This is a genomic window from Aquibium sp. A9E412 (genome assembly GCF_030398335.1).
In the GTDB taxonomy this organism is placed as follows: domain Bacteria; phylum Pseudomonadota; class Alphaproteobacteria; order Rhizobiales; family Rhizobiaceae; genus A9E412.
On record NZ_JAOAOP010000002.1, the window covers coordinates 130,643 to 155,520 of the forward strand.

Here is a 24,878-nt window from a genome sequence, read left to right on the forward strand (position 1 = left end):
CGGCGCCGGCGGTCAGCCGAACTTGCCGGTGCGCGGGAAGCCCTTGGGCGCCATGCGCCCGGCGGTGGCGCGCGTGGCGCGCCACTCGGCGAGCTCGGCGGCGCTGCGCGAATGGGTGCGCTCGGCCGAATCCTGCCAGGTGAGGCCCTCCTCGAGGGCGAAGGTCTTGACGTCCGACACGCCGCCGTCGCGGTAGCGCTGCAGCCGCACCCCCTTGCCGCGCGTCATCTCCGGCACCTCGGAGAGCGGGAAGACCAGCAGCTTGCGGTTCTGGCCGACGATCGCCACGTGGTCGCCCGACACCGGCACGCAGAACGCCGCCTCGTCGGGCGCGCGCACGTTCATCACCTGCTTGCCCTTGCGGGTGTTGGCGACGACGTCCTTCTCGGCCACCACGAAGCCGTTGCCGGCATGCGAGACGACCAGCCGGCGGCGCTCCGGATCATGCGCGAAGGCGGTGACGATCGCCTGGTCGTTGTCCATGTCGACCATCAGGCGCACCGGCTCGCCGTGGCCGCGGCCGCCCGGCAGCCGGTCGGCGCCCAGCGTGTAGACCTTGCCGCCGGTGGTGAACAGCAGCACCTTGTCGGTGGTCTGGGCGTGGAAAGCGCATTTCAGCGCGTCGCCCTCCTTGAAGGCGAGCGTGGAAAAGTCGCCGAGATGGCCCTTGAGGGCGCGCAGCCAGCCCTTCTGCGACACGACCACGGTGATCGGCTCGCGCTCGACCAGCGCCTGCTGCACGTCCTCGATGTCGTGCGCGGGGGCGGCGCCGAAGGTGGTGCGGCGCGGCCCGAGCAGCGGGTCGCCCTCGGCCGAGAAGCGATCGCCGACCTTGGCGATCTCCCAGCGCACCGTCTTCCACTGCCGCGCCTCGGAGCCGAGCAGGCCCTCGATCTGCGTCTTCTCCTCGCTGAGCGCGTCGAACTCCTTGCGGATCTCGAACTCCTCGAGCTTGCGCAGCGCGCGCAGGCGCATGTTGAGGATCGCCTCGGCCTGGGTGTCGGTGAGCGAGAAGCGCGCCATCATCACCGGCTTGGGCTCGTCCTCCTCGCGGATGATGCGGATCACCTCGTCGATGTTGAGATAGGCGATCAGGTAGCCCGACAGGATCTCGAGCCGCCGCTCGATCTCGGCCAGCCGGTGGCGCGAGCGGCGCAGCAGCACCTCGCGGCGGTGGTCGAGCCACTCGCGCAGCACGCCCTTGAGCGACTGCACGCCGGGCACCCGGCCGTGCGACAGCACGTTCATGTTGAGCGGGAAGCGCGTCTCCAGCTCGGTCAGCCGGAACAGCGATTCCATCATCAGGTCGGGATCGACGGCGCGGCTCTTGGGCACCAGCACGATGCGCACGTCCTCCGCGCTCTCGTCGCGGATGTCGTCGACCAGCGGCAGCCGGCGGGCGAGGATCAGCTCGGCGATCTTCTCGATCAGCCGCGCCTTCTGCACGCCGTAGGGGATCTCGGTGACCACCGCGTTCCAGGTGCCGCGGCCCTGATCCTCGCGGTTCCAGCGCGCGCGCAGGCGGAAGCCGCCGCGGCCGGTCTCGTAGGCCTCGCGCATGGAGGCGGCGCTCTCGACCAGGATGCCGCCGGTCGGGAAGTCCGGCCCCTTGACGAAGTCGAGCAGGCGGGCGACCGGCGCCTCGGGATCGTCGATCAGCGCGACGGCCGCCGCGCACAGCTCGGCCACGTTGTGCGGCGGGATCGAGGTCGCCATGCCGACGGCGATGCCCGACGAGCCGTTGGCCAAAAGGTTGGGGAAGGCGCCGGGCAGCACGGCCGGCTCCCGGTCCTCGTCGTTATAGGTCGGGCGGAAATCGACCGCGTCCTCGGTAATGCCCTCCAGCAGCAGGGTCGCCACCTCGGTCATGCGCGCCTCGGTGTAGCGCATGGCCGCGGCGTTATCGCCGTCGATGTTGCCGAAATTGCCCTGGCCGTCGACCAGCGGGTAGCGCATGGCGAAGGGCTGCGCCAGACGCACCAGCGCGTCGTAGATCGACTGGTCGCCGTGCGGATGGAACTTGCCCATCACCTCGCCGACGATGCGCGCGCATTTGGCGAAGCCCTGGTCCGGGTTGAGGCGCAGCAGCCGCATGGCGTGCATGATGCGCCGGTGGACCGGCTTCAGGCCGTCGCGCACGTCGGGCAGCGCGCGGTGCATGATGGTCGACAGCGCGTAGGCGAGGTAGCGCTCCTCGAGCGCCTTCTTCAGATCGACCGGCTCGACGCCGTCGTCATCCCCCTCGCCGGGCGGCAGCAGGCTCTTTCCCATGGCTTCCGGTTAGCGGAGCGGGCGATTCGCGGCAAGGCCCGGCGGCCGTCGCCGGGCAGTCGGCGGTGGATGACGGCGGCCGCGGCCGCTTCCGGTCGCCGCCTCAGCGGGTGACGGCGGCCAGAAAGCGCTCGACGGCGCGCGTCGCCGCGTCGCCGGAGCGGCCGAGATGGCGGGCGATGGTGCCGTGCGTGTAGCGCCGGCCGTCGAACACGGAGACGCGCGCGCCGCGACTCTTCAGAAGGTTGGCATAGCCCTGGGTGAGCGCCCGGCGGCGCTCGCCGTTGGAGCCCGAATGCAGGAACAGGTGCGGCGGATAGCCGGAGCCCTGCCGCGCATAGGTGACCGGCGACCAGCGCACCCAGTCGCTGGGGTCGGAGCCGAAGGCATTGGCATAGGGATAGCCGAGCGAGCCGCGCATGCCGGCATAGGCGACCATGTCGTAGGCCTGCACGTCGTTGGGAATGACGCCGCGCAGGTTGCCGCCCTTCTTCTTGGCCGCCACCATGGCCACCAGATGGGCGCCGGCCGAATGGCCCATCAGCACGATGCGCTCGGGATCGCCGCCATAGCGGCGGATGTTGGCGCGCACCCAGCGCACCGCCGCCGCGACGTCCTCGACCTGGCCGTCGATGGTGGTGGCCGGCACCTTGCGGTAGTCGATCGCCACCAGCATGTAGCCGCGCGCCGTCAGCCAATCGGGCAGCGCGTAGACCTTCTTGCGGCTGCCCTTCAGCCAGCCGCCGCCATGCACGTAGATGACGACGGGCGCGCGGCGGCTGCCGAAGCTGAACAGGTTGAGGCCCGGCAGCCCGGCCTGCACGGCGCCCTTGCCGGGGGCGTGGATGTCGAGCTTGAGCCCGCGTCCGTAGCCGACGCCGTCGTGAAGCTGGGCGGCGGTCGCCGGAACGGCGAGGGCGGCGACGAGGACGAGGGCTTGCAGGATGCGGCGCAGCAGCGCGGCCGGCACGAGGCTTGCGGTCGTCATGGGCGGCGAAGGGTCCTCCCCGGAACGCCGGTCCGGCGGCATTTGACAGCCCCGGGACCTGCGGTCATCTTGGCGTCTCTTTCTCGTCCGATAGCGGATGCATACTCGCAAATCCATCGGTCTACGACAAGGATCACCCCATGCCCCGTCTTCGCCCGCTTTCCGCCGCGCTCGCGCTCGGCGGTCTTCTCGCCGCCCTGCCGTCCGTCGCCGGCGCGTGGGAAGCCGACGCCGTGCTCGAGAGCATGCAGGGCGTGTTCGAGGAGCAGGGCTTCGACATCACCTGGGGCGATGCGGCCGTCGACGGCACGACGATCCGCCTGTCCGACGCCCAGGTCGCGCTGGCCGGCGAGGCCGAGCGCCTGCCGATCGGCAGCCTGACCCTCAACGGCGTGAGCGAGCAGGACGACAGCTACCGCGTCGACCAGCTCTCGCTGCCCTACTATTCGACCTCCGCGCCGGACGGCTCGCTGACGGCGACCGGCGTGTCGATCTCGGGCCTGGTGCTGCCGAAGCAAGGCACCGAGGCGCCCTATGGCGGCATGATGGTTTATGACAGCATCGAGCTCGGCGAGGTCGTCGCCAGCATGCAGGGGACGCAGATCTTCCGCCTCACCGACCTGCATGCCGAGATGATGGTGCCGGAAGGCGACGACGGCATGCTGGAGTTCACCGGCGCGGCGGAAGGCTTCGCCCTCAATCTCGACGCGCTCGTCGAGGAGGACGCGCAGCGCCAGGTGCTGCAGCGCTTCGGCTATTCCGAGCTCAAGGGCTATCTCGAGATGGCGGGAAGCTGGCGCCCGTCGGACGGCCGGCTGATCGTCTCGCAGTACGACCTGACGGTGGTCGACGCCGGCACGATCGGCCTGATGCTCGACCTCAGCGGCTACACGCCGGCCTTCATCGATTCGATGCGCCGGGTGCAGGAGCAGATGGCGGCCAATCCCGAGGGCGAGTCCGCCCAGGGGCTCGCTATGCTCGGCCTGCTGCAGCAGCTCAACTTCCACGGCGCCGTGGTGCGGTTCTCCGACGACACGCTGACCAACAAGGTGCTCGAGTTCGTCGCCGCGCAGCAGGGCGCCGAGCCGTCCGACGTCGCCAACCAGGTCAAGGCGATCGTGCCGATGCAGCTGATGAGCTATCTCGGCCCCGAGCTGACGACCGAGGTGAGCGAGGCGGTGACGCGCTTCCTCGACAACCCGGAGAGCCTGGAGATCCGCGCCGAGCCGGACAAGCCCGTGCCCTTCGCGCTGCTGATGGGCGCGGCGATGGCCTCGCCGCAGTCGCTGCCCGGCCAGATCGGTCTCGCGGTCAACGCCAACGAGTAGCGCCGGCGGCCGGCCGGCTCAGCCCGGCCGCTGCGCGCCGCCGCGCCAGGACTGCGCGCACACCCGCACGATCTCCAGCGCGCCGGCCACCAGCGCCGGACGCGGCAGGGCGTTGGGCGCGGCGGCATGCTCGTCGAGCGGCGGCACGTGCACGAAGCCCGCCATCGGCGGCCGGAAGCCGGCGCAGGCGCCGGCGCGCGACAGATAGAAGAGATAGTTGCACAGATAGCCGCCGGCGTCCTGCGACCAGGAGACCGGCAGGCCGCGCGCGGCCAGCGCCGCGTGCAGCGCGTCGAGCGGCAGCGCCGACGGCAGGTCCGGCATGCCCGGCGCGATCGCCGCCGCCGGCGGCCGGCGCCCGGCATTGTCGGCGCGCGGGGCGAGCGCGTTGCGCGCCAGGCGCTCCAGCCGGAAGCCGTGCGCGTCGGCGGCGAGGCCGAAATGGATGGCGATGTCGGGCGCGAAGGCGGCCAGCGCGGCGAGCCGCGCGGGCACCGCGTCGTACTCGACGGCCAGCACCTCGGTGCGCAGCGCGCCGAGATGCGCCAGCAGCGGCCGGCGCGCCTCGAGCTCGGCCATCAGCGCCTCGGTCGGATTGACCGGCGCGCCGGGAAAGACGGAAAAGCCGGTGACCAGGATGCGCGGACGGCCGGCCATCGCCTCGCCTAGTCCTTCGGCGGCACGGCGCGCAGGTGCAGTTCGCGGAGCTGCTGGGCCGACGGCTTGGACGGCGCGCCCATCAGAAGGTCGACGCCCTGCTGGTTCATCGGGAACAGCGCCACGTCGCGCAGGTTCTTCGCGCCGCAGATCAGCATGACGATGCGGTCGATGCCGGCGGCCAGCCCGCCATGCGGCGGCGCGCCGTACTGGAAGGCGCGGTAGAGGCCGCCGAAGCGCTCCTCCACGTCGGCCTGCGACAGGCCGACGATGCCGAACGCCTTGACCATCAGGTCGGGCAGATGGTTGCGGATGCCGCCCGAGACGATCTCGAAGCCGTTGCACACCAGGTCGTACTGGAAGGCCTTGATGGTCAGCGGGTCCTGCGTCTCGAGCGCCTGCATGCCGCCCTGCGGCATGGAGAACGGGTTGTGGCCGAAATCGATGCGCTTCTCGTCCTCGTCCCATTCGTAGAACGGGAAGTCGACGATCCAGCACAGCGCGAAGCGGCTCTCGTCGACCAGGCCGAGCTCCTCGGCCGCGCGCACGCGCGCCGCGCCAGCGAAGGGCGCGAACTTCCTCGGGTCGCCGGCGACGAAGAAGCAGGCGTCGCCGTCGGCCAGGCCGAGCTGCTGGCGGATCGCCTCGGTGCGCTCGGCGCCGATGTTCTTGGCGATCGGGCCGGCGCCCTCGAGCGCCTCGCCCTCGCGGCGCCAGAAGATGTAGCCGAGGCCCGGCTGGCCCTCGCCCTGCGCCCAAGAATTCATGCGGTCGCAGAAGGCGCGGCTGCCGCCGGTGCGCGCCGGCACGGCCCACACCTCGGCCTTGTCGTCATTGGCCAGGATGTTGGCGAAGACCTTGAAGCCGGAGCCGCGGAAGTGCTCGGAGACCTCCTGCATCTCGATCGGGTTGCGCAGGTCGGGCTTGTCGGTGCCGTAGCGGCGCACCGCCTCGTCGTAGGGGATGCGCGGCCATTCGGCATCGACGGCGCGGGCGCCGGCGAACTCCTCGAACACGCCGCGGAAGACCGGCTCCATGGTCGACAGGATCTCGTCCTGCTCGACGAAGCTCATCTCGACGTCGAGCTGGTAGAACTCGCCGTAGAAGCGGTCGGCGCGCGGGTCCTCGTCGCGGAAGCACGGCGCGATCTGGAAATAGCGGTCGAAGCCGGAGACCATCAGGAGCTGCTTGTAGATCTGCGGCGCCTGCGGCAGCGCGTAGAACTCGCCCGGATGCAGCCGCGAGGGCACCAGGAAGTCGCGCGCGCCCTCCGGCGAGGAGGCGGTGAGGATCGGCGTCTGGAACTCGCTGAAGCCGGCCTCCACCATGCGCCGGCGCATCGAGGCGACCACCCGGGTGCGGGTCATGATGTTGCGGTGCAGCGTCTCGCGCCGTAGGTCGAGGAAGCGGTACTTGAGGCGGATGTCCTCGGGATAGTCGGGCTCGCCGAAGACCGGCAGCGGCAGCTCCTTCGCCTGGCTCAGCACCTCCATCTCGCGGGCGAACACCTCGACCTCGCCGGTCGGCAGGTTGGGGTTGACCGTCTCGGGCGTGCGCGCCTTGACCGTGCCGTCGACGCGGACCAGCCACTCGCCGCGCACCCGCTCGGCCACCGCGAAGCACGGCGAATCGGGATCGGCGACGATCTGCGTGATGCCGTAGTGGTCGCGCAGGTCGATGAACAGGAGGCCGCCATGGTCGCGAACCCGGTGCACCCAGCCCGACAGGCGGACGGTGGTGCCGACGTCGGCGGTTCTCAACTGGGCGCAGTTGTGGCTGCGGTAGCGGTGCATGAAGGCGTTCCGTTCGTTGGAGCGTCGCTGGAAACGGGCCGGCGGCCGCGCCGGGCCGGGAAAAATCCGCGCGAAAAGCGCATGCGCACCCGCTTTTGTCAAGGCGAGCGCGGCGCCGCGCCCGGCGGCTGCCGGCGGCGGCGGCCGCGGCGGGGCACGGCCGGCCGCCCCTTGAATTCTCAATATACATTCTATGTAAGTATAAACTGATCGTTCCCGATCGACCCACGACCGAATGGAGTGCGTGCATGTATGAAAAGATCGACGAGCGGCTGGCGGTCGCCAGGCAGCCGGCGCTCGACGCCTTTCCCGCGATCGCGGAGGCAGGCTTCGCCAAGGTGATCAACAACCGCCGCGAGGGCGAGGATCCCGACCAGCCGACCTCCGAGGCCGAGGCACAGGCCGCCGCGGCGGCCGGGCTCGGCTACGCGCATGTGCCGGTGGCCGGCGGGGCGATCGACGAGCCGACCGTGCGGCGCTTCCAGAAGGAGCTCGCCGAGGCCGACGGACCGGTCTTCGCGCACTGCCAGTCGGGCAAGCGCTCGCTGGTGCTGTGGGCGATCGGCGAGGTGCTCGACGGGCGCATGCGCACCGGCGAGGTGGCCGATTTCGGCGCGCGACACGGCTTCGACCTGTCGAACGCGGTGACCTGGCTTGAAAACAACGGACACGCAGGAGACCAGCAATGAGCGGCAAACCCGACGTGAAGGCGTTCTACGACCCGCGCACCTTCAGCGTGCAGTACGTCGTGTGGGACCCGGCGACGATGAAGGGCGCGGTGATCGACCCCGTGCTCGACTTCGAGCCGAAGTCGGGCGCCACCAAGACCGAGTGCGCCGACGCCATCCTCGATTTCGTGCGCGACAGGGGCATTGCGGTCGAGTGGATCCTCGACACCCACCCGCACGCCGACCACTTCTCGGCCGCGCGCTACCTCAAGGACAAGCTCGGCGCGCCGACGGCGATCGGCGAGAAGGTCGTCGAGGTGCAGAAGCTGTGGAAGGACATCTACAACTTCCCCGACTTCCCGGCCGACGGCTCGCAGTGGGACCGGCTGTTCGCCGACGGCGAGCGCTTCAAGGTCGGCGACATCGACGCGCAGGTCATGTTCTCGCCCGGCCACACGCTGGCCTCGATCACCTACGTGATCGGCGACGCGGCCTTCGTGCACGACACGCTGTTCATGCCCGACGGCGGCACGGCGCGGGCCGACTTTCCCGGCGGCAGCGCCAAGCGGCTGTGGGATTCCATCCAGGCGATCCTGGCGCTGCCCGACGAGACGCGCATCTTCACCGGCCACGACTACCAGCCGGGCGGCCGCGAGCCGCGCTGGGAAAGCACGGTGGCCGAGCAGAAGCGCGACAACAAGCACCTCGCCGGCGGCGTGACGGAGGCCGAGTTCATCAAGCTGCGCGACGAGCGCGACCAGACGCTGCCGATGCCCAAGCTGATCCTGCACGCGCTGCAGGTCAACATGAACGGCGGCCGGCTGCCGGAGGCCGAGGCGAACGGGCGGCGCTACCTGAAGTTCCCGCTCGACGCCCTCGGCCAGGCCGCCTGGGGCGACGACTGAGGCTGCCGCCATGGCACGCGCCGAGCTGACGGAACGGGCCGACGAGGCGTGCCGGCTGCTCAGGAGCCTGGCCAACCGCAACCGGCTCGCCATCGTGTGCACGCTTGCCGAAGGCGAGCGCTCGGTGGGCGAGCTGGAGACGGAGCTCGGCATCCGCCAGCCGACACTGTCGCAACAGCTCGCCGCGTTGCGCGAGGACGGGCTGGTCAAGACGCGGCGCGACGCCAAGCGCGTGTTCTACAGCCTGACGGACGACCGCGCGGCCGAGCTCGTCGAGGCGCTCTACGCGATCTTCTGCGGCGAGCGCCCGGCCCGCGGCTGACCGCCCGGCCGACGACGGCCGCCCTGCCCTCGCGCAAGGCGGCCGTCTGGCACATGCCGTGCGCGCCCGCGCGGGCTATGCCAGGGATGTCGCCCGCGCCCGGATTCCATGGCCAGCCTTCGCCCGCTCATCCCGCTCCTCCTCGCCGCCGGCATCCTGCTTGCGGGCAACGGGATGCAGGGCACGCTGATCGCGCTGCGCGGCGCCGACGAGGGCTTTTCGCCGGCCGCCATCGGCCTGATGGGCACCGCCTATTTCGCCGGCTTCCTGATCGGCTGCTTCTCGGTGCCGCGGCTCCTGCGCCGCGTCGGCCACATCCGCACCTTCGCCTCGCTCGCCGCGCTCGCCTCGGCCGGCACGCTGCTGCTGGTGCTGGCCATCGATCCGCTGGTGTGGGTCGCGGTGCGGCTTCTGACGGGCATCTGCTTCGCCGGCCTGTTCACGGTGATGGAAAGCTGGATCAACGCGGCCGCCTCGAACACCGACCGCGCCCGCGTGCTGGCCGTCTACCGCATCGTCGACATCGTCGCCGTCACCGGCTCGCAATACCTGATCCCGGTGTTCGGCGTCGACGGCTTCACCGTCTTCGCGGTGATGGCGATCATGATCACGCTGTCGCTGGTGCCGGTGTCGGCCGGCGACCGCTCCAACCCGCAGCCGCCCGAGGCCTTCCGCCTCGACCTTGCCGCAGTGTGGCGCATCTCGCCGCTGGCGGCGATGGGCTGCGTGGCGATCGGCATGACCAACGGCGCCTTCCGCCTGATCGGCCCGGTCTACGCCCAGGAGATCGGCCTGACGACGGCCGAGATCGCCACCTTCATCTCGGCCGGCATCATCGGCGGCGCGGTGATGCAGTATCCGCTCGGCGCCTGGTCCGACCGGCACGGCCGGCGCGGCGTGCTGCTCGTGTCGACCACGCTCGCCATGGCGGCGGCGCTGGCGATCCTGTTCCTGGCCGGCGACCGGCCGTGGTCGAACTTCCTCGCCGTCTTCTTCTTCGGCGCCTTCGCCATGCCGCTCTACTCGCTGTCGGCCGCGCACGCCAACGACCATGCCGGCAAGGGCGAGTTCGTGCAGGTCGCCGCCGGGCTGATGTTCTTCTATTCGATCGGCGCCATCGTCGGCCCGACCGCCGCCTCCTGGCTGATGGAGCGCTTCGGCCCGTCGGCGCTGTTCGCCTTCTCGGCCGCCGTCTATGCCGGCTTCATCGCGCTGACGCTCTACCGCATGGGGGTGCGCCCGTCGGTGCCGGCCGAGCGCCGGCGGCGCTTCATCGCGCTGTTGCGCACCTCGCCGGTGTTCGCCCGGCTGGCCCGCCGCGGCGCGCGCGAGCGGCCGTGAGGCGGCCGATGCCAATCCCCTTCCATCGCCGCGACGAAATCCCTAAAGAGGACGCATGGAACTGATCACATCGCAAGCGGCCCTGGAAGAGGCCGTCGCCGCCCTCGAGCAATCCGATTTCGTCACGGTCGACACCGAGTTCATCCGCGAGACGACCTTCTGGCCGGAGCTGTGCCTGATCCAGATGGCGGCGCCGGGCGTCACCGCGCTGGTCGACCCGCTGGCCGACGGCATCGATCTCGCGCCCTTCTTCCGGCTGATGGGCGACGAACGCGTCACCAAGGTCTTCCACGCCGCGCGCCAGGACATCGAGATCGTCTTCCACCGCGGCGGGCTGATCCCGCACCCGGTGTTCGACACCCAGGTGGCGGCGATGGTGTGCGGCTTCGGCGACAGCGTGTCCTACGACCAGCTCGTGCAGAAGGTGACCGGCCAGCGCATCGACAAGTCGTCGCGCTTCACCGACTGGCGGCGCCGGCCGCTGACCGACAAGCAGCTCGAATACGCGCTGGCCGACGTCACCCACCTGATCGAGGTCTACCGCCACCTCAAGGCCGAGCTGGAGCGCGAGGACCGCGCCCACTGGCTGAACGAGGAGATGGAGGTGCTGACGGCGCGCTCGACCTACGACCAGCACCCCGAGGACGCCTGGAAGCGGCTCAAGCTGCGCGTGCGCAAGCCGCAGGAGCTCGCCGTCATGCAGGCGGTGGCGGCCTGGCGCGACCGCGAGGCGCGCGAGCGCAACGTGCCGCGCGGCCGCATCGTCAAGGACGACGCGATCTACGAGATCGCCGCCCAGCAGCCGCGCGACCAGGCCGCGCTCGGCCGGCTGCGCGCCATTCCGCGCGGCTGGGAGCGCTCGGCGGCGGCCGGCGGCCTGCTCGAGGCGGTCAACGCCGCGCTCGACCTGCCGCGCGAGGAGCTGCCGCGCATCCCGCGGCCGCAGCAGATGCCCGAGGGCACCGGCGCGGCGGCCGAGCTGCTCAAGGTGCTGCTCAAGCTGGTCGCCGAGCGCGAGGGCGTGGCGGCCAAGATGCTCGCCTCCAGCGACGACATCGACCGCATCGCGGCGGAGGGCGAGGAGGCCGACGTGCCGGCGCTGAGCGGCTGGCGGCGCGACGTGTTCGGCGACAAGGCTCTGGCGCTGGTGCGCGGTGACACGGCGATCAAGTTCGAGAAGCGGCGCATCCGGCTGATCGACCTGCCGCGCAGCGAGGCGGCCGAGTAGAACGCGACGCTCAGGCGTCGGCCACGGCGAGCGCCAGCTCGACGCCGACGACGCGGGCGAGCTGCGCCATGCGGCCCTGCGGCCGCTCGCCCATCAGCGCGGCGTGCGAGCGCGGGACGAGCAGCGTCAGCGTGCCGTTGCGGCGCTGCCAGACGAGCTTCGGGATGACGCCGGGCATCGAGGCGGTCAACAGATAGACCACCCGCAGCAGCCCGCCGAGGATGCGGGCGCGCTCGACATAGCGCGGCGTCGCCAGCGCGCGCATCTCCGGCGACAGCGCGTCGTCGAACAGGCCCTCGTGGCGGAACAGGTTGGCAAGCGCGATGAAGGCGCGGCCGGGATGGTCGATGCCGATCAGCGAGGCATGCGCGATGATGTTGAGCGACTGGGTGCCGCGATACTCCGGATGGGCGCGCCAGCCGATGTCGGCGAGCAGGCAGGCGGCGCGGCGGTAGCGCGCCTCCTCCTCGGTCTCCTCGATGCCGAGCGCGGCGAAGGCGCCGCCGGTCCACTCGGTCAGCTCGCGCGCATGGGTGACCGAGCGCGAGCGCAGCAGCGCCAGTTCCTCGGCCGCCGAGATCAGCGGATCGTCGCGCCGGGCCGCCTCCGGCAGCAGCGAATAGAGATAGCCCTCGCGCACGCCGAGCGCGGAGACGACGATGCGCGCCGGCTTCATGGCGCGCATGATCTCCTGCAGCACCACCGCGCCGTAGGGCAGCAGCGCGCGGCGGTTCTTCGACACCCGGCCGATGCCCTTCATCTTGTCGAGGTCGCCCTTGGCGACGCGCTTGAGAAAGCGCTCGGCGCCGTCCTGGCCGATCTCGTAGTGGTGCATGACATCGAGCGGATAGCCCGTGACGCTCATGTGCAGCCGGCCGAGATTGCGCCAGGTGCCGCCGACGCAATAGAAGGTGCGGCCCTCGCCGGCGGAAAGCCACGGCGCGCGCGCGATCTCGCGGCGCGCGATCTTGGCGGCGGCCGCGATCGAGCCCCTGGCCATGTCCTGCAGGCGCAGGCCGCCGAGCGGCAGGGTGATGCCCTCGCCGATCGCCTGACCGGCGACGTCGACCAGCTCGAGGCTGCCGCCGCCGAGATCGCCGACGATGCCGTCGGCGCGGTGGAAGCCGGAGATCACCCCGAGGGCGGAGTAGCCCGCCTCCTCGCGGCCCGACAGCACGCGGATCTCGGTGCCCAGGATGTCCTCGGCGCGGCGGATGAAGTCCGGCCCGTTCTCGGCGTCGCGCGCGGCGGCGGTGGCCAGCACGTGCAGCGATTCGGCGCGCGCCTGCTCCGACAGGGCGCGGAAGCGGCCGAACTCGGCCACCGCGCGGCGCACGCCGTCGGGGTCGAGCTGGCCGGTCGTCACCAGGCCGCGGCCGAGGCCGGCCAGCATCTTCTCGTTGAACAGCGCCGTCGGCGAGCGCGCCACGCCCTCGTAGATCACCAGGCGGATCGAGTTCGAGCCGATGTCGATGACCGACACCGGGTGCCGGTCCTGCAGCCTGCCTTGCGTGACGGAGGGCACGGGGGCGGCTTAGGCCTTGCCCTCGCCCCGGGCCTTGCGCGGCCGCTTGTAGGCGGCGATGCGCCGCGGCGCATGGGATTTCAAGGCGTTGCCGCGACCGGAAAGGCTCGGATTCGTCATGAAGTATTCCTGCGCGTTGAACGGCTCCTCACCGTCCTGCGGCGCCATGCGCCGGGCGGTGCCGTCGGGCAATACCTCGAAACTCTGCTGGTTGTCCATCAGGTTGCCGAGCATGATCTGGTCGAGAATCTGCTCGTGCACGGTGGCGTTGGTGATCGGCACCAGCGTCTCGACGCGGCGGTCGAGATTGCGCGGCATCAGGTCGGCCGAGCTGATATAGACCAGCGCCTCGTCGGCCGGCAGGCCGTGGCCGTTGCCGAAGCAGTAGATGCGGCTGTGCTCGAGGAAGCGGCCGACGATCGACTTGACGCGGATGGTCTCCGACAGGCCCGGCACCTGCGGCCGGAGGCAGCAGATGCCGCGCACGACGAGCTCGATCTCGACGCCGGCGCGGCTCGCCTCGTAGAGCGCGTCGATCACCTGCGGGTCGACGATCGAGTTCATCTTCATCCAGATCTGCGCCGGCCGGCCGGCATGCGCATGCGCGATCTCGCCGCGGATGTGGCCGATCAGCCGATCGCGCAGCGTGAAGGGCGAGATGGCCAGCCGCATCTCGCCGTCCGGCTCGGCGTAGCCGGTGATGAAATTGAACACCTGGGCGACGTTGCGCGCGATCTCCGGGTCGACGGTGAAGTAGGACAGGTCGGTGTAGATGCGCGCGGTGATCGGGTGGTAGTTGCCGGTGCCCAGATGCACGTAGTTGCGCAGCCGCCCCTCCTCGCGGCGCACCACCAGCGACATCTTGGCGTGCGTCTTCAGCTCGATGAAGCCGAACACCACCTGCACGCCGGCGCGCTCGAGGTCGCGCGCCCAGCGGATGTTGGCCTCCTCGTCGAACCGCGCCTTGAGCTCGACCAGCGCGGTGACCGACTTGCCCGCCTCTGCCGCCTCGATCAGCGCGCGCACGATGGGGCTGTCGTTCGACGTGCGGTAGAGCGTCTGCTTGATGGCCACGACCTCGGGATCGCTCGAGGCCTGGCGCAGGAACTGCACCACCACGTCGAAGGATTCGTAGGGGTGGTGGACGACGATGTCCTTCTCGCGGATCGCCGCGAAGCAGTCGCCGCCGTGCTCGCGGATGCGCTCGGGAAAACGCGGGTTGTAGGGCGGGAACTTCAGGTCGTCGCGCGGCAGCCGCACGATCTCGGAAATCTGGTTGATGGCGAGCGGGCGCTCGAGCACCGAGACGCGGCCGCCGCTGACCCCGAGCTCGGTGGCGACGAAGTCGCGCAGCGATTCGGGCATCTCGCTGTCGAACTCGATGCGGATGACCGAGCCGCGGCGGCGCCGCTTCAGCGCACTCTCGAACAGCCGCACCAGGTCCTCCGCCTCCTCCTCGACCTCGATGTCGCTGTCGCGGATGATGCGGAAGGTGCCCGACCCCTTGACCTCGTAGCCGGGGAACAGCCGGCCGATGAACAGGCCGACGACGTCCTCCAGCGCGATGTAGCGCACCGCACCGCGCCGCTCGGGCAGCTGCATGAAGCGGCTGAGCGCGACCGGCAGGCGCAGCAGCGCCGTCATGGTGCGGCCGTCGCGCGGGTTGCGCAGCTGCAGCGCGATGGAAAAGCCGAGATTGGGAATGAAGGGAAACGGATGCGCCGGGTCGATCGACAAGGGCGTGAGCACCGGGAAGATCGTCTCGAGGAACTGGTCCTCCAGCCACTTGCGGTCGTCGCGCACCAGCGCGTCGGCACGCACCAGCTCGATGCCCTGCTTGCGCAGCAGCTCCATCAGCCGGGTCAGGCTGGCGTGCTGCTCGGCCTGCAGCCGGCCGACCTCGAGCAGCACCTGGTCGAGCTGCTCTTCCGGCGTGCGCCCGTCGGCGCTCTTGGTGACGATGCCCTCGCGCACCTGGCCGGCCAGCCCGGCCACGCGCACCATGAAGAACTCGTCGAGATTGTCGGCCGAGATCGACAGGAAGCGCACGCGCTCGAGCAGCGGGTGGTTGGCGTTCTCCGATTCCTCGAGCACGCGCCGGTTGAACTGAAGCCAGGAGAACTCGCGATTGACGAAGCGGTCGGGGCCGGCGTCGGCGGCTTCGGCCATCGCGAATTCGGCAACGCCGAACTCGGTCTTGACGGGCTTGAGCTCGTTCATGTCCCTGCGCAATCTCCTGGCTTGCGGCCGCGCTGCGGCACGTCACACTCTATCTGGTGACAGCCATTTGCGACAGTTTCATATCGTCGCCTTGAAAAGCGCGGCCCGATGCGGCAAAGGCTGGGCGGCCCCGGCGCGGGCCGACACTGCGGGAGACGGACATGGCGGGCGAGACGATACCGCACTACCACAACACCGAGGGCCACCGGGCCATCGAGATCAGCGCCCGCGAGTTCATGTGCGTCGGCGCGCTGCCGCCCGACGACCACCCGCACGTCTTCCTCGACATGGGCGACGAGACCGAGAAGGTCTGCCCCTACTGCTCGACCCTCTACCGCTACAACCCGAAGCTCGCGCGCGGCGAGACCGACCCGGCCGACTGCCTGTTCGCCGAGCGGGCCGCCTGACGGCGCGATGAGCGCAGCCCCCGGCGGCGGCGCGCCGTCGCGTCAGGTGGTGGTCGCCGGCGCCGGCATCGCCGGGCTGACGGCCGCCCTCGCCTTCGCGGCGCGCGGCTTCTCCGTCCAGCTCTACGAACGCGCGCCGGCGCTCGAGGAGGTCGGTGCCGGGCTGCAGCTGTCGCCCAACGCGACGCGCATCCTGCGCCGGCTCGGCGTGCTCGACGCGCTGGTGCCGGCCGCCGTCGAGCCCGAGGCGATCCTGCTCAAGCGCGCCTCCAGCCTGGCCACGCTCGCCCGCGTGCCGCTCGGCCCGGCGGCCGAACGGCGCTGGGGCGCGCCCTATCTGGTGGCGCACCGCGCCGACCTGCAGAGCGCGCTGCTCGCCCGCGTGGCGCGCGATCCCGACATCCGCCTGGTGCTCGGCGCCGCCGTGCGCGACGTCGCCTGCCACGCGCGCGGCGTCACCGTGTCGCTCGACCATGGCGGCGCGGTGAAGGAGGTCGGCTGCCGGCTGCTCGTCGCCGCCGACGGGGTGTGGTCGGAGCTGGCGCGCCGCATCCGCCCGCCGGTCGCCTGCCGCTTCACCGGCTACACGGCCTGGCGCGCCATGCTGCCGGCCGGCGGCGCGGCCGACCGGGCGCTGGCCGGCATCCGCCCGGCCGACGCGGTCGCCGCCTTCCTGCATCGCGACTTCCACCTCGTCGCCTATCCGGTGCGCGCCGGCGCGGCGACCAACCTGGTCGCCGTCACGCGCGGCGCGCAGCTTTCCAGCCAGTGGGCGAACCGGATGGAGACGGCGCCGCTGCTGGCCGCGCTCGCCGGCGCGGCCGAGCCGCTGCGCCGCGCCGTCGCGGCGGCCGGTCCGTGGACCGCCTGGCCGCTGTTCGAGAGCGACTGGCGCCAGCCGTGGACGGAGCCCGGCGGGCTGGCGCTGATCGGCGACGCCGCACACGCCATGACGCCGTTTGCCGCGCAGGGCGCGGCGATGGCGATCGAGGATGCCGCGCTGCTGGCCGCCCTGGTGGCCGAAAGCCCCGACGCGGTGGCGCCGGCGCTTGCCCGCTTCGAGGCGCTGCGCCGGCCGCGGCTGCGCCGCGTGGTCGGCCGCGGCGCCTTCAACCGCTTCACCTGGCATGCCGCCGGGCCGATCGCCCTCGGCCGCGACCTGGTGCTGCGGGCGATGCCGGCAGCGCGCCTGGCCGCCGATCTCGACTGGCTCTACGGCGACGACGCGACGGCGCCGGCGGACCGGCGCTGAGGCCGGCCGGCGCGGCGAGCCGCCCGCCTCAGTGCAGGATCTGGCTGAGGAACAGCTTGGTGCGCTCGTGCTGCGGGTTGGCGAAGAACTCCTCCGGCACGTTCTGCTCGACGATCTGGCCCTGGTCCATGAAGATCACCCGGTTGGCGACCTGACGGGCGAAGCCCATCTCGTGGGTGACGCAGATCATCGTCATGCCCTCCTGGGCGAGGTCGACCATGGTGTCGAGAACCTCCTTGATCATCTCGGGATCGAGCGCCGAGGTCGGCTCGTCGAACAGCATGATGCGCGGGTTCATGCACAGCGCGCGGGCGATCGCCACGCGCTGCTGCTGGCCGCCGGAGAGCTGGCCGGGATATTTGTGCGCCTGCTCGGGGATCTTGACGCGCTCGAGGAAGTGCATGGCCGTCTTCTCGGCCTCGCGCTTGGGCGTCTTGCGCACCCAGATCGGCGCCAGCGTGCAGTTTTCCAGGATCGTCAGGTGCGGGAACAGGTTGAAGTGCTGGAACACCATGCCGACCTCGCGGCGCACCTCGTCGATCTTCTTCAGGTCGTTGGTCAGCTCGATGCCGTCGACGACGATCTTGCCCCGCTGGTGGTCCTCCAGCCGGTTGATGCAGCGGATCATGGTCGACTTGCCCGAGCCGGACGGGCCGCACACGACGATGCGCTCGCCGCGCATCACCTTCAGGTTTATGTCCTTGAGGACGTGGAACTCGCCGAACCATTTGTGCATGCCGGCGATCTCGATGGCCACGTCGGTGTCGGAGACCTGCATCTTCGAGCGATCGACGTGGCGGTCCTCTGCGGTTGCGGCTTGGTCGGTCATGGCGTTTCCCCTTGGCCGTTCGGCCCGTTATCTGTGGCCGGTGTCGAGCCGGCGTTCCATGAAGATCGAGTAGCGCGACATGCCGAAGCAGAAGACCCAGTAGACGACCGCCGCGAAGAGATAGGCGGACATCGACTGGACCGGGCTCGCCCATGTCGGATCGGTGAAGGACGACTGGATCTGGCCGAGGAAGTCGAACAGGCCGATGATCAGCACCAGCGTCGTGTCCTTGAACAGGCCGATGAAGGTGTTGACGATGCCGGGGATGACCAGCTTCAGCGCCTGCGGCATGATGATCATGCGCATCATCTGCCAGTAGCCGAGGCCGAGCGCCTGGGCGCCCTCGAACTGCCCCTTGGGAATGGCCTGCAGGCCGCCGCGCACCACCTCGGCCATGTAGGCGGAGGCGAACATCGCCACGCCGACCAGCGCGCGCAGCAGCTTGTCGAAGGTGACGCCCTCCGGCAGGAACAGCGGCAGCATCACCGACGACATGAACAGCACGGTGATCAGCGGCACGCCGCGCCAGAACTCGATGAAGATCACCGAGAACAAGCGCACGATCGGCATGTGCGAGCGCCGGCCGAGCGCCAGCGCGATGCCGATCGGCAGCGAGGCGGCGATGCCGGTCACCGCGATCACCATGGTGACGAGCAGCCCGCCCCAGCGGTCGGTCGGCACCGGGGCGAGGCCGAAATCGGTCGCCAGCAGCGCCATCACCACGCCGATGCCGGCCATCACCAGAAGCGCGCCGCGCACACCGGGCAGCGGGTCGCTGTCCGAGGCACGCGCGATCGCATAGGCGATGCCGGCCACGACCGCGGTGAGCACGACGAAGTCGAGCCAGAACTTGGCGAGGCCCGGATCGAGCAGCCAGCCGGTCGGCAGGAAGCCGTCGAGGTCGAGATCGCCGCCGGTCAGAAGCAGGAAGGCGGCGATCGGGAAGACCAAGGCGACGAAGATGGCATTGGCCCGCTTGAAGGGCGCCGAGGGGATGAGCAGCGGCACCAGGCCGCCGACGAACAGCAGCGCGACGATGTCGACGCGCCACTGCGCCTCGTCGGGATAGCGGCCGTACACGAACTGGTTGAAGTAGTCGCCGACATAGGCCCAGCAGGCGCCGAACCAGTCGTTCGGCCGGATGCCGCCCTGCGCCTCGGTGGCGCACACCGCGCGGTCGTCGCCCGTCCACACGCTCTCCAGGAAGGCGAAGCTGACGAGCGGCGGGACGATCAGGTAGAGAATGTAGAGCGAGAACAGCGTCATCAGCGTGTTGGCGACGCCGGAGAACAGGTTCTCGCGGGCCCAGGCGAGCGGGCCGCTGACATTGATCGGCGGCGGCTCGCTGTGCACCATCTCCGTGCGCACATAGATCAGCCCGCCGCTGTCGTGCGGCACCGGCGCCAGGGCGTCGGCAGTGTGCGGATAGGCGACGGGCGTGCCCTCCGGCGCCGCCACGTCGGCGCCGCGACGCGGCTTGCCGCTTCCGGTGTCGGGGACGCCGGAGGCGGGGCGGCGGTCTTTCGGTCCCTGCGCCATGCTACCGCTCCACCAGCGCCATCTTGGCGTTGTACCAGTTCATGAAGGCCGAGATCAGCAGCGACAGCGCCAGATAGGTCAGCATCGTCATCATCAGGATCTCGACGGCCTGGCCGGTCTGGTTGAGCGCGGTGCCGGCGAACACCGAGACGAGATCGGGATAGGCGATGGCGACGGCCAGCGACGAGTTCTTCGTCAGGTTGAGATACTGGCTGGTGAGCGGCGGGATGATGATGCGCAGCGCCTGCGGCACGATGACCAGGCGCAGCGTCTGGCCGGGCCGCAGCCCGAGCGCGTAGGATGCCTCGGTCTGGCCGCGGTTGACCGCCAGGATGCCGGCCCGCACGATCTCGGCGATGAAGGCGGCGGTGTAGAAGGACAGCGCCAGCAGCAGGCCGATGAACTCGGGATAGACGCGGGTGCCGCCGCGCGGCCCGAAATTGCCCTGCTCGGGATACTCGAAGGCGAGCGGCATGCCGGCGGCCAGATAGGCGACCAGCGGCAGCCCGACGATCAGGCCGATCGCCGGCCACAGCACCGGCAGGCGCTCGCCCGTCGCCTCCTGGCGTCTGCGCGCCCAGCGCGCCAGCGCCACCACGGCGACGACGGCGATCAGCAGCGCCCAGCCGATCAGGCCGCTGCCCTCGCCGAGCACCGGGCGCGGCGCATACCAGCCGGAGATGTTGATCTGGCCGAGAAAGCCGAGGTCGAGCGCTTCGCGGCGGCTCGGCAGCAGCCGCAGCACCGAGAAGTACCAGACGAAGATCTGCAGCAGCAGCGGGATGTTGCGCAGCGTCTCGATGTAGGCGGCGGCGAGCCGCGCCAGCACCCAGTTGGGCGACAGCCGGGCGATGCCGACGATGAAGCCGAGGATGGTGGCGATGACGATGCCGACGGCCGACACGAGCAGCGTGTTGAGCAGCCCGACCATGAAGACGCGGCCGTAGGTCGAGGAGGCCTGCTCGTACTCGATCAGCGACTGGCTGATGGCGAAGCCGGCGTTGCGGCCGAGAAAGCCGAAGCCCGACGAGATGTTCGCCGCCCGCAGGTTGGCGAACATGTTCTGGATGCCGACCCAGACGAGCCAGGCCAGCACCACCAGAAGGACGGCCTGGAAGATCCAGGCGCGGATTTTCGGATCGTTGAGCAGCGCGACCTTCGGCGCCGGCTCATCGGCAGCATGCGTATGCGCGGCCATGCCCGTTCCCCTGTGCGCCGCATCTGCCGCGCCGGCCCTCGAGGGGCGGCGTCCGGCGGCGCGTTCTTGTTATCGGCATGTCTTATGGTGAAAAGCCGCCCGGTCGCCCGGGCGGCTTTCGTCTTGGCGTCCTAGCGGATCGGCGGGGCGTACTGCAGCCCGCCCTTGGTCCACAGCGCGTTGATGCCGCGCGAGATGGACAGCGGCGTCTCGGGGCCGACGTTGCGGGCGAAGGACTCGCCGTAGTTGCCGACATGGCTGATGACGCGCGCGGCCCAGTCGTTCTCCAGGCCGATCGCCGGGCCGAACTCGCCCTCGGTGCCGAGCAGGCGCTTGATCGTCGGGTTGTCGGAGTTCTTCATCTCCTCGACATTGTCCTGCGTGACGCCGGACTCCTCGGCCTGCAGCATCGCGAAGTGCACCCACTTCATGACGTTCAGCCACTGGTCGTCGCCCTGGCGCACGGCCGGGCCGAGCGGCTCCTTCGAGATGATCTCCGGCAGCACCATGTGCTCGTCGGGGTTGGTCAGCTTGAGGCGCTGCGCATAGAGGCCCGACTGGTCGGTGGTGTAGACGTCGCAGCGGCCCGCGTCGTAGGCGGCGACGACCTCGTCGGCCTTCTCGAAGGCGACCAGCTCGTAGTCCATGTTGTTCGCGCGGAAGTAGTCGGCGACGTTGAGCTCGGTCGTCGTGCCGGTGTTGGTGCACACCGCGGCGCCGGAAAGCTGCAGCGCCGAGTTGATGTTCATGTCCTTGCGCACCATGAAGCCCTGGCCGTCATAGTAGTTGACGACGGCGAAGTTGAGCCCGAGCTGGGTGTCGCGGCTCATCGTCCAGGTGGTGTTGCGCGACAGAAGGTCGACCTCGCCGGACTGCAGCGCGGTGAAGCGCTCCTTGGCCGACAGCGGCACGTACTCGACCTTCGACGGGTCGTCGAAGACCGCCGCGGCCACCGCCTTGCAGAAGTCGACGTCCAGACCCGACCAGTTGCCGTCGGCGTCCGGGTTGGAGAAGCCGGGCAGCCCCTGGCTCACGCCGCATTTCAGCGTGCCGCGCTCCTTCACGTCGTCGAGCGTGGCCGCGGACGCGGCCGTCGCGGTCATGGCGACGACGGCCGACCCGAGCAGGACCTTGATAGCGTGTTTCATACCCAATGAACCCCTTGTTCTGTTTTGAACGCCCCGGCCCTCGTGCGGGCCAGGACAACCTTCGGTTCCGTGCGGAAGCGGGAACTCGCCGTAGCAAGCCGCCACGGCAACGCGCCTTGGCACGTGTCTTCTCCCATTCACGAATTGCATCGAATGCGATAATTTTCCGCGGGTCAAGGGCAACCGGAAGATGACGGGCGACGCCTCGCCCGCCGTTCCGCAACGGCCGCCGCGGCGCAGCTTGCAGCCGCGTTGCATCGGCGTCGGCTCTCGCCTAGGTAGCCATGGGACCGGAACCACGGGCAGGGCGAAACGAGGCGGCAGGCGGGCATGACGAACGACGACACGACGGGCCGCGAGGCCGGCATCAACACGCGGCTGGCGCATCTCGGGCACGACCCGGCGAGCTACCACGGCTTCGTCAACCCGCCGGTCGTGCACGCCTCGACGGTGCTGTTTCCCGACGCCGGCACGATGGCCGCACGCAACCAGAAATACACCTACGGCCTGCGCGGCACGCCGACCGTCGACGCGCTCGCCGCGGCGACCGACGCGCTGGAAGGCGCGGCCGGCACGGTGGTCGTGCCGTCGGGCCTGGCCGCGGTCACCGTGCCGCTGCTCGCCTTCCTGTCGGCCGGCGACCACGCGCTGATCGTCGATTCGGTCTACACGCCGACGCGCCGCTTCGCCGACACGGTGCTCGCGCGGCTGGGCGTCGCGGTGGACTACTACGACCCGCATGCCGGCGCCGGGATCGCGGCGCTGATGAAGCCGAACACGCGCGTCGTGTTCACCGAATCGCCGGGCTCCAACACCTTCGAGATGCAGGACATCCCGGCCATCGCGGCGGCCGCGCACGACGGCGGCGCGGTGGTGATGATGGACAACACCTGGGCAACACCGCTGTTCTTCCGGCCGCTCGACCACGGCGTCGACATCTCCATCCACGCCGCCACGAAATACCCCGCCGGCCATTCCGACGTGCTGCTCGGCACGGTGTCGGCGACCCGCGCCTGCTTTCCCCGGCTCCAGGACACCACCATGACGCTCGGCATCTGCGCCGGCCCGGACGACGTCTACCAGGTGCTGCGCGGCCTGCGCACGATGGGCGTGCGGCTGGAGCGCCACGCGGCGAGCGCGCTGGCGATCGCCGAATGGCTCGAGGGGCAGGCCGGCGTGGCGCGGGTGCTGCATCCCGCCCTGCCCTCGCATCCCGGCCACGCCATCTGGAAGCGCGACTTCTGCGGCGCCAGCGGCATCTTCTCGATCGTGCTCGACGGCGGCGACACGAGGGCCGCGCACGGCTTCCTCGACGCGCTGCGGATCTTCGGCCTCGGCTATTCCTGGGGCGGCTACGAAAGCCTCGCCGTGCACGTCCAGCTCGACGACCGGACCGTCGCCACGGCGCCGGCCGAAGGGCCGGTCATCCGCCTGCAGATCGGGCTCGAGGACGTCGCCGACCTGATCGCCGACCTGGAGCGCGGGCTGGCGGCGGCCGCCCGCGCCTGACGCCGGCCCGGCGAAACCGGACGCCGGGACTGGACGGCCGGCGCGCGCGCCCCACCCTTATGCGCCGGCGACAGCGGCAAAGGGGCTTCCGGCGGACATGGTGCACAGCCTGCGATTGGTGCTCGGCGACCAGCTTTCGCGCGGGCTTTCCGCCCTCGCCGACCTCGACCCCGCCGACGATGTGGTGCTGATGGCCGAGGTCGCCGAGGAAGCCGGCTACGTGCCGCACCACAAGAAGAAGCTCGCCTTCGTCTTTTCCGCCATGCGCCACTTCGCCGAGGCGCTGCGTGCCGAGGGCATCGCCGTCGACTACCGCCGGCTCGACGGCGACCAGGCGCACGGCTCGCTCGGCGAGGCGCTGGCCGCCGCGGTGGCGCACCATCGCCCGCAGCGCATCGTGATGACCGAGCCGGGCGAATGGCGCGTGCTGGCCATGATGCGCGACTGGCGCGAGCGGTTCGACGCCGACGTCGAGATCCGCGCCGACAACCGCTTCCTGGCCAGCCACGAGGACTTCCGCGACTTCGCCGAGGACGGCCGCAAGACCCTGCGCATGGAGCATTTCTACCGGCTGATGCGCCGGCGCACCGGCTATCTGATGCATGGCGAGGCGCCGGAAGGGGGCCGCTGGAACCTCGACGCCGACAACCGCAGACCGCTGCCGGCCGACATCGCCCTGCCCGAGCGCCCCGCCTTCGCGCCCGACCGCATCACACGCGCGGTGCTGGCCATGGTGGAGGCGCGCTTCGGCGACAATTTCGGCCGCCTCACGCCGTTCGCGCATCCGGTGACGCGCGCCGACGCGCTCGCCAGCCTCGACTGGTTCGTCGCCAACGCGCTGCCGTTCTTCGGCGACTACCAGGACGCCATGCGCCAGGGCGCGCCGCTGCTGTTCCACTCGCAGCTTTCCGCGCTTCTCAACTGCGGCCTGCTCGACCCGCGCGAGTGCTGCCGGCGGGCCGAGGACGCCTACCACGCCGGCGCGGCGCCGCTCAACGCCGTGGAGGGCTTCATCCGGCAGATCGTCGGCTGGCGCGAGTTCGTCCGCGGCATCTACTGGCTGAAGATGCCGGACTACGCGCAGGCGAACGCGCTCGACGCGCGGCGGCCGCTGCCGGACTTCTTCTGGACGGCCGAGACGGAGATGAACTGCCTGGCGCAGGCGATCGGCGAGACGCGCGACAACGCCTACGCCCACCACATCCAGCGGCTGATGGTGATCGGCAATTTCTGCCTGCTCGCCGGGCTCGATCCCGTCGCGGTGCAGCAGTGGTACCTTTTGGTCTACCACGACGCCTACGAATGGGTGGAGATGCCCAACGTGGTCGGCATGATCCTTTATGCCGACGGCGGCCTGTTCGCCTCCAAGCCCTATGCCGCCTCGGGCAGCTACATCGACCGCATGTCGGACTATTGCGGCCGCTGCCGCTACGACGTGAAGCGCCGGACGGGCCCCGACGCCTGTCCCTTCAATCATCTCTACTGGGACTTCCTGGCGCGCAACCGCGACCGGCTGAAGGACAACCGCCGGCTGGCGGTGGTCTACCGCACGCTCGAGCGCATGGATCCGGCACGCCGCGAGGCCATGCGGCGCGACGCGGCCCGCTTTCTGGAGGCGCTCGCCTAACGCGTTTCCAGGCGACGCGGAAACCGGTTCGCCGCCCGCAAACGCGTTGAAACGACACCTTGGAGCCGATCCGCGATTCCGCGAAAGGCAGAACGGCTCCGGGCCGCCGGGCGTCCGCCGATC

General features: G+C 70.4%; 18 protein-coding genes and 1 pseudogene. 9 read left to right on the top strand and 10 right to left on the bottom strand.

What is annotated here, in order from left to right:
• Positions 1 to 12 precede the first annotated feature (12 nt).
• Both parC and N1F89_RS01945 read right to left on the bottom strand, forming a co-directional pair.
• Positions 13 to 2,271 (bottom strand): DNA topoisomerase IV subunit A, encoded by a 2,259-nt coding sequence (parC, locus tag N1F89_RS01940; RefSeq protein WP_290080955.1) that lies wholly within the window; start codon positions 2,269 to 2,271, stop codon positions 13 to 15.
• A gap of 103 nt (positions 2,272 to 2,374) precedes the next feature.
• Positions 2,375 to 3,259: an alpha/beta hydrolase gene (locus N1F89_RS01945; RefSeq protein WP_290080957.1), complete on the bottom strand. Its 885-nt coding sequence runs from the start codon at positions 3,257 to 3,259 to the stop codon at positions 2,375 to 2,377.
• 140 nt (positions 3,260 to 3,399) lie between these two features.
• Between N1F89_RS01945 and N1F89_RS01950 the strand changes: the two genes are divergently transcribed.
• Positions 3,400 to 4,587 (top strand): hypothetical protein, encoded by a 1,188-nt coding sequence (locus tag N1F89_RS01950; RefSeq protein WP_290080960.1) that lies wholly within the window; start codon positions 3,400 to 3,402, stop codon positions 4,585 to 4,587.
• Between the two features lie 18 nt (positions 4,588 to 4,605).
• Here the strand turns inward: N1F89_RS01950 and N1F89_RS01955 are convergent, their stop codons facing one another.
• Positions 4,606 to 5,244, bottom strand: a complete 639-nt coding sequence (locus N1F89_RS01955; RefSeq protein ID WP_290080962.1) for a pyroglutamyl-peptidase I — start codon at positions 5,242 to 5,244, stop codon at positions 4,606 to 4,608.
• Between the two features lie 8 nt (positions 5,245 to 5,252).
• The gene (gene aspS, locus N1F89_RS01960) at positions 5,253 to 7,037 is read right to left on the bottom strand and encodes an aspartate--tRNA ligase (RefSeq protein WP_290080965.1); all 1,785 of its coding nucleotides are present in this window, start codon (positions 7,035 to 7,037) and stop codon (positions 5,253 to 5,255) included.
• 248 nt (positions 7,038 to 7,285) lie between these two features.
• On the opposite strand from aspS, the pseudogene blh reads away from it, so the two are divergent.
• From blh to rnd, 4 genes and pseudogenes are all read left to right on the top strand, one after another.
• Positions 7,286 to 8,610, top strand: a pseudogene (gene blh / locus N1F89_RS01965) (bifunctional sulfur transferase/dioxygenase Blh).
• 10 nt (positions 8,611 to 8,620) lie between these two features.
• Positions 8,621 to 8,932 (top strand): metalloregulator ArsR/SmtB family transcription factor, encoded by a 312-nt coding sequence (locus N1F89_RS01970; protein WP_290080969.1) that lies wholly within the window; start codon positions 8,621 to 8,623, stop codon positions 8,930 to 8,932.
• A 108-nt stretch (positions 8,933 to 9,040) separates the two neighbouring features.
• On the top strand, positions 9,041 to 10,273 hold the full coding sequence (locus tag N1F89_RS01975; protein WP_290080971.1) for an MFS transporter: 1,233 nt from the start codon (positions 9,041 to 9,043) through the stop codon (positions 10,271 to 10,273).
• Between the two features lie 55 nt (positions 10,274 to 10,328).
• Positions 10,329 to 11,501, top strand: coding sequence for a ribonuclease D (rnd, locus tag N1F89_RS01980; RefSeq protein WP_290080973.1), 1,173 nt, complete (start codon positions 10,329 to 10,331; stop codon positions 11,499 to 11,501).
• Between the two features lie 10 nt (positions 11,502 to 11,511).
• Here rnd and ppx read toward each other — a convergent pair whose 3' ends face one another.
• On the bottom strand, positions 11,512 to 13,026 hold the full coding sequence (ppx, locus tag N1F89_RS01985; RefSeq protein WP_290080975.1) for an exopolyphosphatase: 1,515 nt from the start codon (positions 13,024 to 13,026) through the stop codon (positions 11,512 to 11,514).
• A gap of 9 nt (positions 13,027 to 13,035) precedes the next feature.
• The gene (locus N1F89_RS01990) at positions 13,036 to 15,246 is read right to left on the bottom strand and encodes an RNA degradosome polyphosphate kinase (RefSeq protein WP_290080977.1); all 2,211 of its coding nucleotides are present in this window, start codon (positions 15,244 to 15,246) and stop codon (positions 13,036 to 13,038) included.
• A 161-nt stretch (positions 15,247 to 15,407) separates the two neighbouring features.
• On the opposite strand from N1F89_RS01990, the gene N1F89_RS01995 reads away from it, so the two are divergent.
• Both N1F89_RS01995 and N1F89_RS02000 read left to right on the top strand, forming a co-directional pair.
• Positions 15,408 to 15,653, top strand: coding sequence for a zinc-finger domain-containing protein (locus tag N1F89_RS01995; protein ID WP_290080978.1), 246 nt, complete (start codon positions 15,408 to 15,410; stop codon positions 15,651 to 15,653).
• Positions 15,654 to 15,660: 7 nt separating this feature from the next.
• The gene (locus N1F89_RS02000) at positions 15,661 to 16,905 is read left to right on the top strand and encodes an FAD-dependent monooxygenase (RefSeq protein WP_290080979.1); all 1,245 of its coding nucleotides are present in this window, start codon (positions 15,661 to 15,663) and stop codon (positions 16,903 to 16,905) included.
• A gap of 28 nt (positions 16,906 to 16,933) precedes the next feature.
• Here N1F89_RS02000 and N1F89_RS02005 read toward each other — a convergent pair whose 3' ends face one another.
• The 4 genes from N1F89_RS02005 to N1F89_RS02020 all read right to left on the bottom strand — a co-directional run bounded on the left by N1F89_RS02005 (position 16,934) and on the right by N1F89_RS02020 (position 21,619).
• Complete coding sequence (locus N1F89_RS02005) at positions 16,934 to 17,734, bottom strand: amino acid ABC transporter ATP-binding protein (protein ID WP_290080981.1); 801 nt, start codon at positions 17,732 to 17,734, stop codon at positions 16,934 to 16,936.
• Between the two features lie 27 nt (positions 17,735 to 17,761).
• Positions 17,762 to 19,273 carry an amino acid ABC transporter permease gene (locus N1F89_RS02010; protein ID WP_290080984.1) on the bottom strand — a complete coding sequence of 504 codons (1,512 nt, stop codon included), beginning with the start codon at positions 19,271 to 19,273 and terminating at the stop codon, positions 17,762 to 17,764.
• A 1-nt stretch (position 19,274) separates the two neighbouring features.
• Positions 19,275 to 20,471 (bottom strand): amino acid ABC transporter permease, encoded by a 1,197-nt coding sequence (locus tag N1F89_RS02015; RefSeq protein WP_290080986.1) that lies wholly within the window; start codon positions 20,469 to 20,471, stop codon positions 19,275 to 19,277.
• A 131-nt stretch (positions 20,472 to 20,602) separates the two neighbouring features.
• The gene (locus N1F89_RS02020) at positions 20,603 to 21,619 is read right to left on the bottom strand and encodes an amino acid ABC transporter substrate-binding protein (RefSeq protein WP_290080988.1); all 1,017 of its coding nucleotides are present in this window, start codon (positions 21,617 to 21,619) and stop codon (positions 20,603 to 20,605) included.
• A gap of 330 nt (positions 21,620 to 21,949) precedes the next feature.
• On the opposite strand from N1F89_RS02020, the gene N1F89_RS02025 reads away from it, so the two are divergent.
• Positions 21,950 to 23,128: a cystathionine beta-lyase gene (locus tag N1F89_RS02025; RefSeq protein WP_290080990.1), complete on the top strand. Its 1,179-nt coding sequence runs from the start codon at positions 21,950 to 21,952 to the stop codon at positions 23,126 to 23,128.
• 97 nt (positions 23,129 to 23,225) lie between these two features.
• Positions 23,226 to 24,755, top strand: a complete 1,530-nt coding sequence (locus N1F89_RS02030) for a cryptochrome/photolyase family protein (protein ID WP_290080992.1) — start codon at positions 23,226 to 23,228, stop codon at positions 24,753 to 24,755.
• Positions 24,756 to 24,878 lie beyond the last annotated feature (123 nt).

What these genes read in the sequence shown, in the direction of transcription:
- N1F89_RS02030 (WP_290080992.1), top strand. Translation starts at nt 23,226, where the DNA reads ATGGTGCACAGCCTGCGATTGGTGCTCGGCGACCAGCTTTCGCGCGGG.
- N1F89_RS02010 (WP_290080984.1), bottom strand. Translation starts at nt 19,273, where the DNA reads ATGGCGCAGGGACCGAAAGACCGCCGCCCCGCCTCCGGCGTCCCCGAC.
- N1F89_RS02005 (WP_290080981.1), bottom strand. Translation starts at nt 17,734, where the DNA reads ATGACCGACCAAGCCGCAACCGCAGAGGACCGCCACGTCGATCGCTCG.
- N1F89_RS02025 (WP_290080990.1), top strand. Translation starts at nt 21,950, where the DNA reads ATGACGAACGACGACACGACGGGCCGCGAGGCCGGCATCAACACGCGG.
- N1F89_RS02015 (WP_290080986.1), bottom strand. Translation starts at nt 20,471, where the DNA reads ATGGCCGCGCATACGCATGCTGCCGATGAGCCGGCGCCGAAGGTCGCG.
- aspS (WP_290080965.1), bottom strand. Translation starts at nt 7,037, where the DNA reads ATGCACCGCTACCGCAGCCACAACTGCGCCCAGTTGAGAACCGCCGAC.
- N1F89_RS01970 (WP_290080969.1), top strand. Translation starts at nt 8,621, where the DNA reads ATGGCACGCGCCGAGCTGACGGAACGGGCCGACGAGGCGTGCCGGCTG.
- N1F89_RS02000 (WP_290080979.1), top strand. Translation starts at nt 15,661, where the DNA reads ATGAGCGCAGCCCCCGGCGGCGGCGCGCCGTCGCGTCAGGTGGTGGTC.
- N1F89_RS01995 (WP_290080978.1), top strand. Translation starts at nt 15,408, where the DNA reads ATGGCGGGCGAGACGATACCGCACTACCACAACACCGAGGGCCACCGG.
- N1F89_RS01945 (WP_290080957.1), bottom strand. Translation starts at nt 3,259, where the DNA reads ATGACGACCGCAAGCCTCGTGCCGGCCGCGCTGCTGCGCCGCATCCTG.
- N1F89_RS01990 (WP_290080977.1), bottom strand. Translation starts at nt 15,246, where the DNA reads ATGAACGAGCTCAAGCCCGTCAAGACCGAGTTCGGCGTTGCCGAATTC.
- N1F89_RS01975 (WP_290080971.1), top strand. Translation starts at nt 9,041, where the DNA reads ATGGCCAGCCTTCGCCCGCTCATCCCGCTCCTCCTCGCCGCCGGCATC.
- N1F89_RS02020 (WP_290080988.1), bottom strand. Translation starts at nt 21,619, where the DNA reads ATGAAACACGCTATCAAGGTCCTGCTCGGGTCGGCCGTCGTCGCCATG.
- parC (WP_290080955.1), bottom strand. Translation starts at nt 2,271, where the DNA reads ATGGGAAAGAGCCTGCTGCCGCCCGGCGAGGGGGATGACGACGGCGTC.
- N1F89_RS01950 (WP_290080960.1), top strand. Translation starts at nt 3,400, where the DNA reads ATGCCCCGTCTTCGCCCGCTTTCCGCCGCGCTCGCGCTCGGCGGTCTT.
- rnd (WP_290080973.1), top strand. Translation starts at nt 10,329, where the DNA reads ATGGAACTGATCACATCGCAAGCGGCCCTGGAAGAGGCCGTCGCCGCC.
- N1F89_RS01955 (WP_290080962.1), bottom strand. Translation starts at nt 5,244, where the DNA reads ATGGCCGGCCGTCCGCGCATCCTGGTCACCGGCTTTTCCGTCTTTCCC.